General features: G+C 61.4%; 15 protein-coding genes. 8 read left to right on the top strand and 7 right to left on the bottom strand.

The window, feature by feature from the left end; translation table 11 throughout:
- The first annotated feature begins 30 nt into the window (after positions 1–30).
- Positions 31–465, top strand: coding sequence for a cupin domain-containing protein (locus KYT97_RS23310; RefSeq protein ID WP_045068504.1), 435 nt, complete (start codon positions 31–33; stop codon positions 463–465).
- Here the strand turns inward: KYT97_RS23310 and KYT97_RS23305 are convergent.
- Complete coding sequence (locus tag KYT97_RS23305) at positions 454–1,659, bottom strand: cytochrome P450 (RefSeq protein WP_092806174.1); 1,206 nt, start codon at positions 1,657–1,659, stop codon at positions 454–456. The two genes, KYT97_RS23310 and KYT97_RS23305, sit on opposite strands and share 12 nt — an antisense overlap.
- Positions 1,660–1,794: 135 nt before the next feature.
- On the opposite strand from KYT97_RS23305, the gene KYT97_RS23300 reads away from it, so the two are divergent.
- The 4 genes from KYT97_RS23300 to KYT97_RS23280 all read left to right on the top strand — a co-directional run bounded on the left by KYT97_RS23300 (position 1,795) and on the right by KYT97_RS23280 (position 7,757).
- Positions 1,795–2,634, top strand: a complete 840-nt coding sequence (locus KYT97_RS23300) for an SDR family oxidoreductase (protein WP_084702952.1) — start codon at positions 1,795–1,797, stop codon at positions 2,632–2,634.
- Positions 2,631–3,359: an acetoacetate decarboxylase family protein gene (locus tag KYT97_RS23295; protein WP_219110741.1), complete on the top strand. Its 729-nt coding sequence runs from the start codon at positions 2,631–2,633 to the stop codon at positions 3,357–3,359. Before KYT97_RS23300 ends, KYT97_RS23295 begins: the two co-directional genes overlap by 4 nt.
- A gap of 1,093 nt (positions 3,360–4,452) precedes the next feature.
- Positions 4,453–5,499, top strand: coding sequence for a transglycosylase family protein (locus KYT97_RS23285; RefSeq protein ID WP_415395079.1), 1,047 nt, complete (start codon positions 4,453–4,455; stop codon positions 5,497–5,499).
- A 200-nt stretch (positions 5,500–5,699) separates the two neighbouring features.
- A complete protein-coding gene (locus KYT97_RS23280; protein ID WP_092806170.1) occupies positions 5,700–7,757 on the top strand; it encodes a neutral/alkaline ceramidase in 2,058 nt (685 codons plus the stop codon).
- Positions 7,758–7,823: 66 nt separating this feature from the next.
- On the opposite strand, the gene KYT97_RS23275 is transcribed toward KYT97_RS23280, so the two are convergent.
- Positions 7,824–9,020 carry an MFS transporter gene (locus tag KYT97_RS23275; protein WP_219110740.1) on the bottom strand — a complete coding sequence of 399 codons (1,197 nt, stop codon included), beginning with the start codon at positions 9,018–9,020 and terminating at the stop codon, positions 7,824–7,826.
- A 143-nt stretch (positions 9,021–9,163) separates the two neighbouring features.
- On the opposite strand from KYT97_RS23275, the gene KYT97_RS23270 reads away from it, so the two are divergent.
- The gene (locus tag KYT97_RS23270) at positions 9,164–9,610 is read left to right on the top strand and encodes a MarR family winged helix-turn-helix transcriptional regulator (protein WP_003945852.1); all 447 of its coding nucleotides are present in this window, start codon (positions 9,164–9,166) and stop codon (positions 9,608–9,610) included.
- On the opposite strand, the gene thrS is transcribed toward KYT97_RS23270, so the two are convergent.
- Entirely contained in the window at positions 9,607–10,827 is a 1,221-nt protein-coding gene (gene thrS / locus KYT97_RS23265) for a threonine--tRNA ligase (RefSeq protein ID WP_219110739.1), read from the bottom strand. The genes KYT97_RS23270 and thrS overlap by 4 nt on opposite strands.
- Positions 10,828–11,157: 330 nt before the next feature.
- Between thrS and KYT97_RS23260 the strand changes: the two genes are divergently transcribed.
- Both KYT97_RS23260 and KYT97_RS31010 read left to right on the top strand, forming a co-directional pair.
- Positions 11,158–12,432 carry a hypothetical protein gene (locus tag KYT97_RS23260; protein ID WP_033232453.1) on the top strand — a complete coding sequence of 425 codons (1,275 nt, stop codon included), beginning with the start codon at positions 11,158–11,160 and terminating at the stop codon, positions 12,430–12,432.
- 2 nt (positions 12,433–12,434) lie between these two features.
- Positions 12,435–13,241, top strand: a complete 807-nt coding sequence (locus KYT97_RS31010; protein WP_045068486.1) for an Abi-alpha family protein — start codon at positions 12,435–12,437, stop codon at positions 13,239–13,241.
- Positions 13,242–13,309: 68 nt separating this feature from the next.
- Here the strand turns inward: KYT97_RS31010 and hsaB are convergent, their stop codons facing one another.
- From hsaB to hsaA, 4 genes are read right to left on the bottom strand one after another with little or no spacing between them, the layout of a single operon-like run.
- Positions 13,310–13,870 carry a 3-hydroxy-9,10-secoandrosta-1,3,5(10)-triene-9,17-dione monooxygenase reductase subunit gene (hsaB, locus tag KYT97_RS23250; protein ID WP_033232457.1) on the bottom strand — a complete coding sequence of 187 codons (561 nt, stop codon included), beginning with the start codon at positions 13,868–13,870 and terminating at the stop codon, positions 13,310–13,312.
- Positions 13,867–14,769, bottom strand: coding sequence for an iron-dependent extradiol dioxygenase HsaC (gene hsaC, locus KYT97_RS23245; RefSeq protein ID WP_045068484.1), 903 nt, complete (start codon positions 14,767–14,769; stop codon positions 13,867–13,869). Before hsaC ends, hsaB begins: the two co-directional genes overlap by 4 nt.
- Positions 14,769–15,647: a 4,5:9,10-diseco-3-hydroxy-5,9,17-trioxoandrosta-1(10),2-diene-4-oate hydrolase gene (gene hsaD / locus KYT97_RS23240; protein WP_219110738.1), complete on the bottom strand. Its 879-nt coding sequence runs from the start codon at positions 15,645–15,647 to the stop codon at positions 14,769–14,771. Before hsaD ends, hsaC begins: the two co-directional genes overlap by 1 nt.
- A gap of 11 nt (positions 15,648–15,658) precedes the next feature.
- On the bottom strand, positions 15,659–16,834 hold the full coding sequence (gene hsaA / locus KYT97_RS23235) for a 3-hydroxy-9,10-secoandrosta-1,3,5(10)-triene-9,17-dione monooxygenase oxygenase subunit (RefSeq protein WP_280639068.1): 1,176 nt from the start codon (positions 16,832–16,834) through the stop codon (positions 15,659–15,661).
- Positions 16,835–16,931: the final 97 nt, after the last annotated feature.

Below are 16,931 nucleotides of genomic sequence, written 5' to 3'. Positions count from 1 at the left end.
CATGAGCACACCCATTCGAGAGGCCTGCTCATGCGTATACGACATCGAGTTCTACTTGCTCTGACTGCAGCTTGCGGTCTTGCGGTGACTCCCACCGTCGCGTCGGCGACACCGAGCACCGGGGTGCACGGCGAAATCCTCGGGCAGGTGACGTTCGGCGACAAGGACTATGTGCTGCGCAAAATCACTGTCGACCCGGGTGGATCCACCGGCTGGCACTTCCACGACGGTGTTCTGTACGCCGCCGTTGCCGGCGGCACCTTGAGCCACTACCGATCCGATTGCTCGGTCGACGGCATCTATCAGACCGGTAACACCCTCATCGAACCGAGCGGATCGGATCACGTTCACATCGGCAACAATTCGCAGACCACTCCCCTGGTTCTCCTTGTCGTTTACGTCAACCCCACGGGCAGTCCCTTGTCCGAGGACGCGGCAGCGCCCAACTGCCAACTACCCGGGTAGCGGATTGGCGAGCGGGAATCGTATCGGCATCGATTCGATGCCGGACACGAAGTTGGCGGCGCGACGCGGTAGTGGTTCGTCCGTCGCCAATTCCATCCCCGGTAAACGCTGGAAAAGCTGCTCGAACATGATCGTTCCTTCCAGCCTCGCCAGCTGATTACCCAAGCAGAAATGCGTGCCGAACCCGAACGCGACGTGTGGGTTCGGTGTCCGACCGATATCGAACTGCGGCGCATCCACGAACACAGCGTCGTCGAAGTTCGCCGACTCGAAGAGCAGCAGCATCTTCTCTCCCGCTTTCAGACGCGCACCGAAGAAATCCGTGTCGCGGGTAAGTGTGCGGGCCATGTTCTTGATCGGCGACGACCATCGCAGCATCTCTTCCATCGCCAACGGAATCATCTCCGGGTCGGCGGCCAGCGTTCGGTACTGATCGGGGTGGCGCAGTAGTTGTTCCATCCCTCCGCTGAGCACGTGGCGCGTTGTTTCGTCGCCGCCGATCAGAATCAACAACGACTCGTTGACAATTTCCTGGTCCGACAGCTCCTCTCCGTCGATCTCGCTGTGAATCAACGTGCTGATCAAGTCGTCTGCTGGGGCTGACCGACGCTCCCTGATCGTCCGGGTCATGTACTCGGTGAAATCGACGTACGCCGCCATCATCGCCTGAAGTTGCTCTGGGGAAGCGTTACTACCCAGCGCTTTCACCAAATCGTCCGACCACCGCAGGAACACCGCGCGTTCTTGCGGACGCACACCGAGCATGTCGCCGATGACCGCCATCGGCAACGGCGCGGCAAGATCGGCCACGAAGTCCGCTTCCCCGCTCTCACAGACAGCATCGATCAACTGGTCACAGATCTGTCGAATCCGATCGCGTTTTGCTTCGACTTTCCTTTTGGTGAATCCGGCATTGACGAGGCGTCGACGCGTGAGGTGCTCTGGATCGTCCATGTCGATCATCTGCGGAAGCGGACCGGTTTCGGGTCTGATGCCGCCGGCATTGGAGAACAACGCAGGGTCTCGCTCGGCCGCGATGACGGCGGCGTAGCTTGCAGCGGCGGTGATGCCGTTCGCGCTGTCTCGGTACACGGGTTCGTGCTCACGCATCCACGCGTATGCGTCGCGCACATCGCCGAGGTCACCGGAATAGAAGCGCCCGTCGATCAGGTCGAAGTTCGGCCGATTCGCCATCTCGCCGTCCTCTCTCGAGAAACCCTTGCCTCAACAAGTAGAACCTGTTCCTATAGAGCTCGGGGCGTTATTGCCGAAGTTCTTCGGCGCACCTCGATCCGTGTACACCGCGCAGACGACAACCGGGAGATGGACATGGGCGACAACACCGCCTTTGCAGGCAGATCGGTACTTGTGACCGGCGGCGGAAGCGGCATCGGATTCGGCATTGCCGGTGCGCTCGCCGGAGCCGGTGCCCACGTCACGATCTGCGGACGAAACAAGGACAAACTCGATGTTGCGGCCAACTCGATTCGTGCCCGCAACGGGTCCGGCTCCGTCACTGCTGTACCCACCGACATAACCGTCGAAGCCGAGGTCATCGCTGCAGTCGCATCCGCGGTCGAGGCAACGGGAACACTCGACGGCGTTGTTGCCTGCGCCGGTGGCAACGAAACCATCGCCCCGGTGACCCAACTCGACGTCGATGCGTGGCGCCGCACGGTAGACCTCAACGTGACCGGCACGATGCTGACGATCAAGCACGGCGCACGTGCCCTCGTCTCCGGAGGCGGTGGTTCCATCGTGGCGATCTCGTCGATCGCGAGCAGCAACACACATCGATGGTTCGGAGCGTACGGCGTGTCGAAATCCGGCGTCGACCATCTCGTACAGTTGGCGGCAGATGAACTGGGTGCCAGCAATATTCGAGTCAATGCGATTCGTCCCGGCCTCACCCGGACCGATCTGGTCGCGCTCATCACCGACGGTGGACCGATTCTCGACGACTACATGGCCAACACTCCCCTCGCACGTGTCGGCGAAGTGGAGGACATCGCAGCACTCGCGACATTCCTCCTCGGACCGGACTCCACGTGGATCACCGGACAGATCATCAACGTCGACGGCGGTCAAATGCTGCGTCGCGGACCGGATTTCCGCTCGATGCTCGAATCCGTGTACGGCGCCGACGGACTCCGCGGGGTGGTGGCATGAGCTATACCATCCTGGGCAAGACCGTCGAGATGCCCGTAGAAGTCCGTACCGCCTCCGCGTTCATGGCGATGTTCTCCGTTCCGAGTGTTACTGCCCAGTCGATCATCAACCACACCGGACTGACCGTTCTGCAATTCCGCCCGGGGCGCGCACTGTGCGGACTGGTATTTGTCGACTACGTGGACGGAGATCTGGGACCGTACAACGAATTCGGCGTGACATACATGGTGCGAAGCCATACCGCCCCACCGGAGATTTCGGTGCTGGGCGACCTTCGTGCGCTCACGTCCGGCACAGCGGGGGCCCTCATCCATGAACTGCCCGTCGACGGCGAGTTCACCAAGGCCGCCGGCCGTGAGATCTGGGGATTCCCGAAGGTGATGGCGGAGTTCGATACCGAGCATGTCGGATCCGTCAAACGCGGTTCGGTATCTCACGACGGCAGACTCATCGCGCAGTTGAGCGTGAAGCCCGGAGTGAGCGTTCCCGGCTCGGGAGCAAACATGTCACTTGCCGCATATTCACATCTCGACGGCATCACCCGCTGTACGTCCTGGGACATGGCTCCCACCGGCGTCAAATCTCGCCCGGGTGGTGCGGAGCTCCAGCTTGGCACCCACCCGATGGCCGCCGAACTACGACGCCTCGGCCTGCCGAAACGAGCTTTGATGACCACCACGATTTCCAACCTCGCCATGACGTTCGGGGAGTCGACAGCGATCTGACGGCGTCCGCCTGATCGAGCGCACCTGTTCTGAATGCCCTCCTGCGGCGCCACCTTGTCGGCTCCGCAGGAGGGCTCATCCCCGGGCGCAAAGACTGCGACCCTGAGGGAGCGACACAGATCCCTCACAAGGGGGCGCCAATCGATCGATAGGAGCGCACGGCGTGTCGCATGCTTTCAGTGTTGGAGAACTTCAGTGTTGGAAACTTCAGTGTTGGAAAACGGCTTCGGACGAGACCGTTTCGGTGTTGATCCACCATGGCATCCGCCGTTATTCGTCACACGGGTCGAATGACCCATTCGGGTACCTGTTTTCGGGCTGTCGAGCGTCACCACAGCCGCCGGCGCCGACGGAGAAGGTCCAATCAAACAGTTTGACGCGTGCCGTTGTCGTAGACCTCCGGTCACGCGATGCTGCTCGCACCGCGGGTGAAATCTCGCGCCTGCCCTGACCTGCAACCGACCGACCAGGCCGCAACCTTCGCCCGGCCGGAAATCCCACCCAGAAAGATTCTGGCACAGTGGAATACCTCATGCCTGCGACAACTCCACCAATCCGGTCAGGTGGAATTCATCGACCAGTTGCCTCATCGATACGTGATACCGGTCGTCCTGGTTCAGTCCGCTGAAGCTTGGGATGATCCGCAAAATAGGTATGCCACCGGGTAATTGGGCCGTTGTTGCCACCTGCGTGAGGCAACAGCCTTGTCGTGACTCACAAATCGTGACCATGAGACTTGCCCACGCCTCACCGATTCTCCCCGACGCTCCGGGTAAGTTGCGTCTCCCGACGGGACGCGAATCACTCAGGTCCCAGACCGGAAGGAACTATCGGCGTCCTCGACAGTGAATGGACACGCAGCAGGTTTCCCGACACGCATCCTCTTCACGAGATTCGCACTGCAACAGGGATATTGGTCTGATCGGTTCAGTCACCAGCTACATAATTGTCCACGGATAGCGAGAACTGTTGGCACACGTGCTGCCAACTCACCTGAATCGCCCTCCAGCATAGGCGATCTCGCAAACAACGTTGCCCAACAGTCGATCGCTGACGCGTGCGGCGAGATTGCCGACCCCGATCAAGGAAAATCATGGGAAAACACAGGAAACAACATCGACCTCGCGCCAGAAGATTCGTCGCACTAGCGGCAGGAGCAGGAGCTCTTACAGCCATCGGCACCTTCGCAAATACGGGCGTGGCCAGCGCACACGACTGGTCACTAGTAGCCATGTGCGAAAGTTCCGGAAACTGGAGCATCAACACGGGCAACGGATTCTACGGCGGACTGCAATTCACACAGTCGACGTGGGATGCCTACAAACCCGACGGTGCACCCGCCCGTGCCGACATGGCATCGATCGCGGATCAAGTCGCGGCAGCGGAGGCAACCCTCGACGCTCAAGGCATCGGTGCGTGGCCGGTGTGCGGCACACACCTCGGCTGGGGTGGTGTCACTCCCGGTTCAGGCGACGTATCAACTCTGCCTTCTGCCGGAGAAGCCGTCCATGTGGCCCCGGCAGCACTTCATACTGATACCAGGTGCAATTGGGAGTGGCCGGTCGATGGGGCAATCTCGCAGGGATTCCATGCCGGACACGATGGAGCGGACTTCGCAGTCGACGTCGGAACAGTTCTCCATGCCCCGACCTCTGGCACGATCTCGGTTGCCGGACCATTTGATCCTAGCGGATACGGAACCTATATCCAGCTCGAAGCCGATACCGGCGAGCAGATTCAGATGGGCCACCTTTCCGAAACATGGGTCGGCAAAGGCACCCATGTCCAGGTCGGCGACGAAATCGGCGCCACGGGCAATACCGGTAGCTCAACCGGCCCGCACCTGCATCTCCGCATCCACAGTGGCGGCGCAGTCGACCCCGTCGGATTCCTGAAGTCGGTCGGTGCATGCGACACCGGGGCGAGCGTCGCTCCCGCACCGATCTTTGCACCCGCGCTGGATGCTCCGGCACCAAATCCAGTTGAATCGGCAGTCGGCGACACGGTGACGGTATCCGAGGGCGACACACTGTTCGACCTTGCTTCAACGAGAGGGAAGAATTGGCAAGAGGTTTGGGCGATGAACGCGTGGATCACTGATCCTGACCAGATTTTCGTGGGCGATGTGATCACGTTCTAAACAGGAAGGCGGTTGCGGCTGCCAGGGCTCCTGCCCGAACGAGCGAACGTACCTTTCGGCGCCTTGGATGCGCCGAAAGGTACGTTCGCTCGCTGGGGTTGGGGCACGGTGGACCGACGCACCCCTTTCGATCACGTGTGACTCAGGCTACACTCCTGGACGGTTGACCAACTCGCGTCAGACCGCCCGAAAGGACACTCGTGCAGATCACCCGACGCACCGTACTGGCCGGCGCTGCCGCCGCACCTGCGCTCGCCGCTCTGTCGACGAGCCCGGCCGTCGCAGCGTCGCCGGCACGCACCGTTTCACCCGCACGCACCGACAAGTCGTCATCCTCGCTGCAGGTGGGCGTCGGAATTTCCGACGTGACCGGACCGGTCGCCGAGGTCGGCATGATGGGCTACTCGAGCTTCGACCAACGCGCCGAAGGCCTGCACCAGCGAATGCGCGCACGCGCCTTCGTCTTCGAGTCCGGCGGGTCGCGGATTGCCTACGTCTGCGTCGACAACTGCATGATCTTCCAGTCCGTTCACGACGAGGTCCTGCGCCGACTGGCCGGGAAATTCGGTGACATCTACACCGAACGCAATGTCATGCTGACCGCTATCCATTCACACGCGGCGTGCGGTGGGGCGTCGCACAACTACGCATACAACCTCGCAGTTCTCGGATTCGAACTGCAGGTGTTCGAAGCCGAGGTCAACGGCATCGTCGAGGCGATCAGCGCCGCCCACGAGAACCTGGCGCCGGGCACCGTTCGTTTCGGCCGGTCCGATCTCACCGATGCCAGCGTCAACCGATCACGAGTGGCGTTCGACCTCAATCCCGAAGAGGACAAGGCCTACTACCCCGGCGGCAACGATCACCATATGCGTGTCATGCGGATCAGCCGGGGCAGCAAGGACATCGGAGCGATCAACTGGTTCGCCACCCACTGCGCCTCGCTCACGAACGAGAACCATCTCATCTCCGGGGACAACAAGGGCGCCGCGGCGTACTTCTGGGAGCACGATGATCAGGGTGTGCGCTACCTCGACGGCGACACCAGCTTCATTGCTGCTTTTCCGCAGACCAACAGCGGCGACATGTCACCCAACCTCTTCCTCGAGCCCGGCCGCGGACCGACCGACGACGAATTCGAGAATGCACGGATCATCGGGCTCCGCCAGGTAGCGGCTGCTCAAACTGCCTTCGACTCGGCCTCCGAAACCGTCGCCAGCGGCGTGGACAGTCGGATCATGTACCTGGACATGGCAGATCAGGTGGTGAGTGGAAGATTCACCCCGGACGGACGCGAGCACCGCACCGCTCCGGCCGCGATCGGTGCGGCGATGAGTGCCGGAAGCGTCGAGGACGGGCCGGCAATTCCGATCTTCCCCGAGGGCACCCGAAACCCCATGATCGACGCCTTGGGCGGCATGGATGCTCCTGTGCCTCAATGGCTTCAGGATGCACAGGCCCCCAAACTCGTAGTCGTTCCGGTCGGCCTTTTGCCACCGAGCGGATGGGTGCCGAACGTGCTGAAGATCCAGATCCTGCGGATCGGCCAGTTCTACATCGTCGGCGGCCCTGCGGAATTCACCATTGTCGCCGGCCTACGAGTGCGCAGAACCGTCGCCGAAGAACTCGGTATACCCCTCGAGAACGTCATCTTCCAGGGATACGCGAACTCGTACTCCAGCTACTGCACCACGCCGCAAGAATACGATTCGCAGCAGTACGAGGGCGGTTCGACGATGTTCGGCCGTTACACGCTGCCGGCCTATCAGCAGGGGTATGCCACCCTCGCGGCCACGATGCGCGATGGCAACGAACCTCCTCGAGGCCCTGCGCCCGCCAACCTGTCCGGGTTCCAACCCAGCTTCGGCCCTGGCGTCGACTTCGACGAACCTTTGCCGGGAACACAATTCGGCGATACCACCGTTCAGCCTGGCGACAGCTCACCAGGCGGGCAGGTTGCGGTCGAGTTCGTCACGGGTCACCCCAAGAACGACACTCACCGAAACGGGACCTTCTACGAGATCCAGCGCAATACCGGTGGATCCTGGACGCGGGTCGCCGACGACAACGACTGGTCCACCAAACTGCACTGGCGCCGAGTCGGGAGCAACGGTTCCGTCGTTCGCATCACGTGGGATGTCCCGGCCGATACTCCGGCTGGTACCTATCGAGTCCAGCACTTCGGCGCGTCGAAGGCTCGGGGTAGTGGCGCGATCACGCCATTTTCCGGAGTGACGTCCGAATTCCGCCTCACCTGACCCGCGTGAACGTATCGCTGCCCTTGTCTGACAGGGGGAGCGATACGTTCACGCGATGGGCAAGGTTCACACGGCGGTCGGGTGCAGCGAGGTGGTCTGCCCCGACTGCTCTGACACCGTCGTGCGATCGATCTTGGCGGCGACGATCAGGACCAGTAGACCGGCGACGGTAACTGCCGCTCCCATCCAGATCGGGGAGGTGAAGCCGAGCCCGGCGGCAATGGTGAGACCACCGAGCCACGCGCCCAATGCATTTCCGACATTGAAAGCGGCGATATTGGCGCCCGATGCCATAGTCGGCGCCTCCGACGCGTAATTCATGATCCGCATCTGCAGCCCTGGTACCATCGCAAAACCGAAGGCGCCCATGAAGAACAGTGAGATCACGGTCATGACCTTGCTCTCCGCAGTCGCCGCGAACACGATCAGAACGACGGTCAAGATCGCGAGAATCCAGACCAGCGCCTTCGTCAGCGAACGGTCGGCAGCCTTCCCACCGAGGACGTTGCCGACAAACAGACCGGAACCGAAAAGGATCAGCAACCACGGAACACTGGACGCTGCAAAGCCACTCACCTCGGTGAGAGTGAACGCGATGTACGTGAACGCGCCGAACATTCCGCCGTAGCCGAGAATCGTGATCGCGATCGAGAGCCACACCTGTTTGTTGCGGAAGGCTCCGAGTTCGCCACGCAGGCCGCCGCCCGCCGTTGGTGCCGGCGTCGTAGGCACCAGAGCCGCGATCCCGATCAGTGCAACAATGCCGATGACGGTGATCGCCCAGAAGGTCGAGCGCCATCCGAACTGTTGGCCGAGCATCGTGCCGAACGGAACGCCGAGAACATTGGCAATGGTCAACCCGGAGAACATCATTGCGATGGCACCTGCACGCTTGTCCGGTGCGACCATTCCGGCGGCGACCACCGATCCGATGCCGAAGAACGCGCCGTGGCACAGGGCCGCAACGATGCGCCCACCCATCATCACCTCGTACGAGGGGGCCAGCGCGGACATCAGGTTGCCGATGATGAACAGCACCATCAGCGAGAGTAGGACCTTCTTGCGCTCGAACCGGATGACGGCCGCGGTCACCAGAATTGCACCGATCGCGACGGACAGTGCGTAGCCGGAGATCAGGTAGCCCGCTACGGCTTCGGTGACCTCGAAATCGGCGGAGACCTCGGGCAGCAGGCCCATGATGACAAATTCGGTGAGGCCGATCCCGAACCCGCCCATAGCGAGGGCAATGAGACCCAATGGCATCTCGATGTTCCTTTCACAGATTTACGCGTAAGCCGTTAGCGGGCGTGTGCAGTAGTTGCACACGCGCTATAAATAGTTGCACGCGCGCGCTACATGCGCAAGCTGGTAACCTGGAGCGGCAGGAATCGGACAAGGAGAATCACATGGGGATCGCCGACGACGCCGTCGAAATCCGTTCGCAAGGGTGGCGCACGCTCGCAGCGCTGCACGGCGCCCTCGACACCGAATTGGAACGCGCTCTCCAGCGTGAGCACAAACTGTCCGTCGTCGAATACACAGTCCTCGACGCGTTGAGCCGCCAAGACGGCTGGCACATGCGCATGGCCCAGCTGGCTCGCGCTGCCGCGCTGAGCAGCAGTGCCACGACGCGATTGGTCAACCGTCTCGAAGATCGTGGACTACTGACCCGAATCCTGTGCGCCGACGACCGTCGAGGCATCTACACCGAGTTGACGCCGGCCGGCCGCGAGCTTCTCGAAAGTGCACGGCCGACGCACGACGCCACCCTCGAAGCCGCACTCGACGAGGCATGCAAGACACCCGAACTCGCGCCGTTGGTGCGGGCGCTCCACGAACTTCCCGTCGGCTAGAACCCTGCCGGAAGCAGGGCACGCTCGTTGATGTCCGCGACCACCTGATCGACAAACACTCCCGCGTCGACGACGGCCCGCTCATCCCGCGCCGGGATCAGAGTGTCGACGGTGCCGCCCCGCACTTCGTTGTCCCCGATCACGGCGACGTACGAATCCCGGTGAGTACGAGCCTCGCGGATGCGGCGTCCCAACGACCCTTCGGACGCAACGGCCACGCGGACATCGCGAGCCTCGAGATCTGCCCGTAGACGCTCGGCCTCAACCTGGTGCCGGTCGCCGACGGGCAGAATCGAGACTTGGTTGGGTGCCAGCCACGGCGGCATCCGCCCTTCGAACCTTTCGATCAAAAGCGCAGTCATGCGTTCCATCGACCCGAGCAAGCCCCGATGGATCATGACGGGGCGAGCCTTGGATCCGTCCTCAGCGGTGTACTCGAGGTCGAACCGCTCCGGTTGATTGAAGTCGAGTTGCACGGTCGAGAGTGTTTCCTCGCGGCCGTGCGCGTCTCGCACCTGGACGTCGATCTTGGGACCGTAGAACGCTGCCTCCCCCTTCGCTTCCACGTACTCGATCGAGCGTGCATTCAGCGCCTCGCGAAGGTGATCCTCGGCGTCCACCCACTGCTCGTCGGTGCCGAGGTACTGCCCCTCTCCCCCTCTGATCGAGAGGCGGTACTCCCGTTCGGCAATCCCCAGAGTCGAGTAGCAGCGCTCGATCGCGTCGAGCGCGACGATCACTTCCGCTTGCACTTGTTCACGACTACAGAAGACATGTGCGTCGTCGAGATTGATCTGTCGGACTCGACTCAATCCGCTGAGAACTCCGGAGAGTTCGCTACGGAACATCGAGCCGAGTTCACGAACGCGGAAAGGTAGCTCGCGATAACTACGACCGCGAGCGGCGAATACCTGAGCGTGATGAGGACAGTTAGCCGGACGAAGGAGAAATGACTCTCCGCCTATCTTCATTTCGGGGAACATGTCTTCCGAGAACTTGGACCAATGACCAGATCTCTCGTACAACTCTTTCTTCGCCATAACGGGGGTATAGACACCCCGACAACCGGAGCGCGCTGCTTGTTCGGCGGCGAACTTTTCGAGTTCGTTCCTGATGACGGCGCCGTCCGGCAACCAGAGTGGAAGGCCGGCTCCGACTATGGGGGTGGTAGCGAAAAACTCCAGGTCGCGCCCGAGTTCGCGGTGGTCAACGCTCATGAGAGCTCTCCAAATCGTTCAAGGGGAGACGCACACGGAGCGACGAAACAGGAAAGCCCCGGGGCGATAACTCCCGGGGCTGAAAGGGTTCGGTCAGCAGTTGCTAAACGATGCGCCGGAAGAGAACCGGCGTCGTCGTGTTGTGCGCAATACTGACCATGTACGTGAGGTTACATCAACTTCCTACCCACCTACAGCCCGAATTGTCGGGCCTCTATGCTGACGCAACTGGGAAGGCGCAGCAGTAGCCAACGAAACACCCACGAAGAGCGAAGTTTCGGCAATCATGTCCGAACGTGAGGTTCTCGGATATGAGGAGGATGTGCGACGGTGCCGGACCACTTGCTCGAACAGTTGATCACCATTCCTTTGTTCACGGGAATCATCGGGTACATCACCAATTGGTCGGGCGTGCTGATGCTCTTCGCCCCACTCGAATTCCACGGAGTCAGAATTCCGGGCCTCAAGATCCTGTTCCCACTGCTCCCGCGCCGGGTCCAGGTAATCCCGGCGATCACCAGCGACGGCCGCTTCGGTTGGCAAGGAATTGTGCCCTCCCGGGCCGAGAAAATGGCGTCGATCGCAGTGGACAAATCGTTGGCAAAAGTGGGCAGCATCGCCGACTTCTACCGTGAACTCGATCCGGACAGCATCGCCGAACATCTGGTCACCATCTCGCGAAGCGAAGTCCGCGGCGTGGTCACCAGAATCATGACCGCCGAGAATCCTCAGCTCTGGCACAACCTTCCGAACCCGGTGAAAGAAGCTGTTTTCCGGAAGGTCGAGGAAGATCTGCCGGCCAGCGTCCGCACCATCACGGACCGCATCGAAGAGAACATCGACGAATTCATCGACGCCAAACTCATGGTGATCCGGTACCTGTCGTCGCACCCGAAACTACTCAACGACATTTTCCGGACCATGGGAAACAAAGAACTGCGATTCATGCAGAACTTCGGTTTCTACTTCGGGTTTCCGATGGGGTTTGTCCTGGTGGCCGTACTGCACTTCCTGCCGTACTGGTGGATCCTGCCCATCGGCGGCGTCATCATCGGCTACATCGTCAACTACCTCGGAATCACAATGATCTTCGAGCCCATCGCGCCCAGCCGATGGGTGCCGTGGCGGCAAGGTCTTTTCCTCAAACGACGCACCGAGATCATCGAGGGGTACGCAAAAACGCTCGCCGATCACGTCATCACACTCGAGAACATCGGCACAGAACTTCTCGAAGGACCACGCTCGGACCGAACCCGCCGAATGCTCGATCAGGTACTGCGTGAATCCGTCGACGACGCTGTCGGATGGGCACGATCCGTCGTGAAAATGACGGTCGGCTCGCAAAGCTACAAGCGTCTGCCGAGCCTCGCGACAACCGAAGTGCTCGACCTCGTTCCACGAGTATTCGAGGACGCGGCTTTTGCCGAAAGTCAGTCCGAGAAAATCCGGATATTCGTCACGGCGCAAATGAACAAACTGTCACCGGAAGACTTCAGCGAACTGCTGAGATCTGCCGTCAAACAAGATGAATGGTTGTTGTTCGTCCACGGAGCGGTACTCGGCTCGTTGGCCGGTTTCCTGCACCTCGCGATATTCGGAGTATGAGAATGAGTGAGCAGCGCGAAGAACCCACGTATGACTGGGATATCGACACGGGCACCGAAGAATCCGTCGAAAAGCGGTTGATCCGTAGCCTGGTCGGCTTGACCGCCACCACCACACTCACCTCCCTGAAAATAACGGGATGGGCGTTGGGCACAGCGCGCGAGGCGACGCGGCAGATCGTTGCAGCCGCCGCCGACGCGGCAGCAGAGGCCGCCGAAGCCGCCAACGTTCAACCTTCGACAAAGCGAACGGCAAGTGCCGGGCCCTCCCGATCCGAAAACCTGCGATCGGCCATGCGTGCTCGCCCCACCGGTAAACAGAGCACCGAGGCCATGCTCGCGGCCCTTCGCCAGCGCGGCGACAACCTGCTCGACCGTTCCGCCGACGTCACCGACCGCGACGATCTTCACCCCGCCTACGACCGAATCCTCGACGAGATTGCACCGGACGAAGCACGCATCCTGCGCCTGCTCGCATTGTCGGGCGCACAACCGAGCGTCGACGTCCGGACAGCCCGGCCCTTCGGCGTCGGGTCGGAAATGATCGACGAAGGCCTGTCGATGATCGGCGATCTCGCCGGGTGCCGGCACCTGGATCGTACGAATGCCTACCTCAACAACCTGCACCGACTCGGGCTGGTGTCGTTCTCTCGAGAACCTGTCGAAGCGGATCGATATCAGGTCGTCGAAGTCCAGCCCGCGGTGATCGACGCCGTGCGACGCGCGGGCCGGTCCAACAAGATAGTGCGTCGTAGCATCCTGCTCACGCCGTTCGGTGAGGACTTCTGCCAGACGTGTTTTTCCTTGTAGGGGCTCCGCCCCTGTGCGCCTTTCCAGCAGTCCCCACTACCAAAAAGGCGCACAGCGGCCGCAGGCCCCTACAGCCAGGTGTCTTCCGTCGTTGTTGTCAGGAACGCCTCGAGATCGTCCCGCCAATGCGCGGGGACGGTCTTGTCCGGTTCGATCCCGGTGTACTGCCCGCGATAGAACAGCAGTGGACGCTCGGTCTTGACCTCACTCATCGACGAGACCCGACCGAAGACCACGAAGTGATCGCCGCCGTCATGGACGGTTTCGACGGTGCAGTCGATGTGCGCGAGCGATTTGTCGATGATCGGTGAACCCAACGGCGACGGTGTCCAGTCGATACCGGCGAACTTGTCCGGCTCACGCGAACCGAAGCGCGCGCATACCGACTGTTGTTCCTCCGCCAACACGTTGACGGCAAACTTTCCGGTCTTCTCGATTGCCGCCCACGACCGAGAACCCTTGGTGGGGCAGAACAACACCAGGGGCGGGTCGAGGGAGAGCGCGGCAAACGACTGACACGCAAAACCCACCGGCACGCCGTCGTCGACGGTCGTGATGATGGTGACACCGGTACAGAACTGGCCCAGGACGGTACGGAACTGCCGCGGGTCGAGTGCAGGGGCACTCACGGCTTCAGTCCGACCGTGAAGTCGTGACCCCACAGACTCACTGCCGTACTTTCCCGCGCGATCCAACTCTCGTCTTCGACCTCGCGTCCCTCACAACCGAATTCGATGTCGAAGCCGCCGGGAGTCTTCATGTAGAACGAGAGCATTTCGTCGTTGACGTGGCGCCCGAGGGTCGCCGACATCTTGACCTTCTTGCGCAGCGCACGGTCAAGGCACAGTCCGACGTCGTCTGAGTTCTCCACCTCGAGCATCAGGTGCACGATGCCCGTCGGGTTGGGGAACGGCAGGAACGCCAGGCTGTGATGACGCGGGTTGCAGCCGAGGAACCTCAGCCACGCCGGATCGCCGTCTGCGGGTCGGCCGACCATCTGCGGTGGCAGACGCATCGAGTCTCGCAGTTTGAATCCGAGGACGTCGCGGTAGAAGCGCAACGACGCGTCGTCGTCATCGGTGGTGAGCACGACGTGTCCGAGCCCCTGCTCCCCCGTGACGAACTTGTGTCCATACGGGCTCACGACGCGTCGATGTTCGAGCGCTACACCGTGAAACACCTCGAGCAAGTTCCCCGAGGTGTCCTCGAACGCAATCAGCTCGACCACGCGACGGTCCTTCAACTGCTCCGACGTGCCCTCCTTGAAGGGAACCCCGGCTGCCGACAACCTGTCACGGATATCCTGCAGCTCAGCCGCATTCGCTGTCTCCCACCCGGAGACGAGCAGACGATCCGACTCGTTCGGAACGATGACCAGACGTGCCGGGAAATCGTCCATGCGAAGGTACAGCGAATCGGGGTCGACGCCCTTGCCCTCGCTCATGCCGAGAACCTTGAGCCCGTACTCGCGCCATGCGCCCATATCGGTGGCCCCGATACGCATGTATGCCAGAGATCGAATACCCATCACTTACCTCCGTCGAGCAAGAAGTCGGTTGCGAGCCGGTTGAATTCGTCGAACTTCTCGAGTTGCGCCCAGTGCCCACAACCACCGAAGACATGCAGTTGCGCGCGCGGAATCATCTTGAGCGCCACCAGTGCGCCGTCGAGCGGGTTGACGCGGTCTTCACGGCCCCAGATCAACAGCACCCGTTGGCGCAGTTTGTACGCCTCGCGCCAGAGCATGCCGAGCTCGAAGTCACCGCTGGAGAAGGACTTACCCATCGCCTTGGCCGCAGCCAGGGACTCGGGAGTACTGGCTGCGGCAAAACGTTCGTCGACGAGTTCCGGCGTGATCAGCTTCTGATCGAAGACCATGATCCGGAGGAATGCTTCGAGGTTCTCACGTGTGGGCTGGTAGCTGAACTTCCCGAGGTTCTTGACGCCCTCGGTGGGGTCCGGCGCAAAGAGATTGACACTCAGACCGCCTGGCCCCATGAGGACCAGCCGGCCGGCACGGTCCGGGTAGTCGAGCGCAAAGCGAACAGCAGCGCCACCACCGAGCGAATTGCCCAGAAGATCAACGCGACCGGTGATCTCGAGCGTGTCCAGGAGGTCGTTGAGCGCCGACGCACTGTGCACGAAGTACTGCGGATGCTCGGTCGGCTTGTCCGACTGTCCGTAGCCGGGCTGGTCGACCGCGATGACGTGAAAGTTCTTCGCCAACACCGGAATATTGCGGGCAAAGTTCGACCACGACGATGCGCCTGGGCCACCGCCGTGCAGCAGCACGATGGTCTTGTCGTTTCCGACGCCTGCCTCGTGGAAATGCAGTTTCAGATCGGGGCGCACCTGCGCAAAACGCGACGTGGATTCGTAGGTGAACACTTCTTCGGTGGTTGTCACGGACGTCTCCCCTAGACCATCGTGTCGGTGATCGGCAGACCGAACTCGCCTGTTCCGAACATGACGTATGCGCGTTCTGGATCGTTGGCTGCGTGGACGCGTCCGGCGTGAGCGTCGCGCCAGAATCGCTGAATCGGCGTGCCGTTCTGCAGTGCTGTTGCTCCGGAGTTCTCGAAGAGCTTGTCGATGGACGCGATCGCGCGACCGGTGGCCCGGACCTGATCGCGTCGCGCTCGTAGACGCAGTTCCATCGGAACCTCTTCGCCCGCAAGGATCAACGCGTACTCGTCGGCGACATTGCCGGACAGTTGACGCCAGGCTGCATCGATGTCGCTGGATGCCTCGGCGATACGTACCTTCGCAAACGGATCGTCCTTGGACTTCTCGCCGGCAAAGGCTGCGCGAACCCGCTTGCCCTGATGCTCGACGTGCGCTTCGTAAGCACCGTAGGCCATTCCGACGATCGGGGCCGAAATCGTAGTGGGATGAATGGTGCCCCACGGCATCCGGTAGACGGGAGCGGTGTTGTTCTCGAGTCCGGGAGCAGTCAGTTCGCTCATCGCCCGGAAGCTCAGCACGCGATGGGTCGGAACAAATACATCCTTGACCACAACGGTATTGGAGCCGGTTCCGCGCAGTCCGACCACATTCCAGACGTCGTCGATCTGGTAGTCCTCGCGGGGAATCAGGTAGCTGACAAAATCGACGGCGCGACCGTCCTTGAAGACCGGCCCGCCCAGAACTGCCCACGTTGCATGGTCGCAACCCGACGACCACGCCCACGCGCCGTTTACCTTGTATCCGCCCTCGACTACCTCACCCATACCCATGGGCGCGTAGGAGGACGAGATGCGAACGTCAGAGTCCTTGCCCCACACGTCTTCCTGCGCCTGCTGAGAGAACAGCGCCAGGTGCCAATTGTGAACACCGATGATCGAGGAGACCCACCCCGTCGATCCGCAGGCGCTCGCGATCTTTTTGACCGCCGAGTAGAACAGGACCGGATCGGCTTCGTATCCGCCCCACTGCTTCGGCTGCAGTAGACGGAAGAAACCGGTCTCCTGCAATGCCTTGACGGACTCGTCAGGGATACGACGAAGATCCTCGGTCTCCTGCGCCCGCTCACGTAGTGCCGGCAACAATGCGTCGAGCTTCTGCATCACCTCGTGGCTCTCATGGTTACCCACTTCGACGCTCCCGTCTGTCTCGCTCGGATAGTTCACTTACCTTTGAGACTAGAACACGTTCTCTTTTCTGTCGAGATGTCGCAAATCGCGTCATTGA

The sequence above is a fragment of the Rhodococcus globerulus genome, assembly GCF_019334125.1.
Lineage (GTDB): Bacteria > Actinomycetota > Actinomycetes > Mycobacteriales > Mycobacteriaceae > Rhodococcus_F > Rhodococcus_F globerula.
Note: the sequence above shows the minus strand (reverse complement) of the source record. Positions and strands in the feature narration are given on the sequence as shown.

Coding starts and splice junctions, on each gene's coding strand:
- hsaC (WP_045068484.1), bottom strand. CDS start 14,769: ATGGGTATTCGATCTCTGGCATACATGCGTATCGGGGCCACCGATATG.
- KYT97_RS31010 (WP_045068486.1), top strand. CDS start 12,435: ATGAGTGAGCAGCGCGAAGAACCCACGTATGACTGGGATATCGACACG.
- KYT97_RS23295 (WP_219110741.1), top strand. CDS start 2,631: ATGAGCTATACCATCCTGGGCAAGACCGTCGAGATGCCCGTAGAAGTC.
- KYT97_RS23310 (WP_045068504.1), top strand. CDS start 31: ATGCGTATACGACATCGAGTTCTACTTGCTCTGACTGCAGCTTGCGGT.
- KYT97_RS23285 (WP_415395079.1), top strand. CDS start 4,453: ATGGGAAAACACAGGAAACAACATCGACCTCGCGCCAGAAGATTCGTC.
- KYT97_RS23270 (WP_003945852.1), top strand. CDS start 9,164: ATGGGGATCGCCGACGACGCCGTCGAAATCCGTTCGCAAGGGTGGCGC.
- thrS (WP_219110739.1), bottom strand. CDS start 10,827: ATGAGCGTTGACCACCGCGAACTCGGGCGCGACCTGGAGTTTTTCGCT.
- KYT97_RS23305 (WP_092806174.1), bottom strand. CDS start 1,659: ATGGCGAATCGGCCGAACTTCGACCTGATCGACGGGCGCTTCTATTCC.
- KYT97_RS23300 (WP_084702952.1), top strand. CDS start 1,795: ATGGGCGACAACACCGCCTTTGCAGGCAGATCGGTACTTGTGACCGGC.
- KYT97_RS23275 (WP_219110740.1), bottom strand. CDS start 9,020: ATGCCATTGGGTCTCATTGCCCTCGCTATGGGCGGGTTCGGGATCGGC.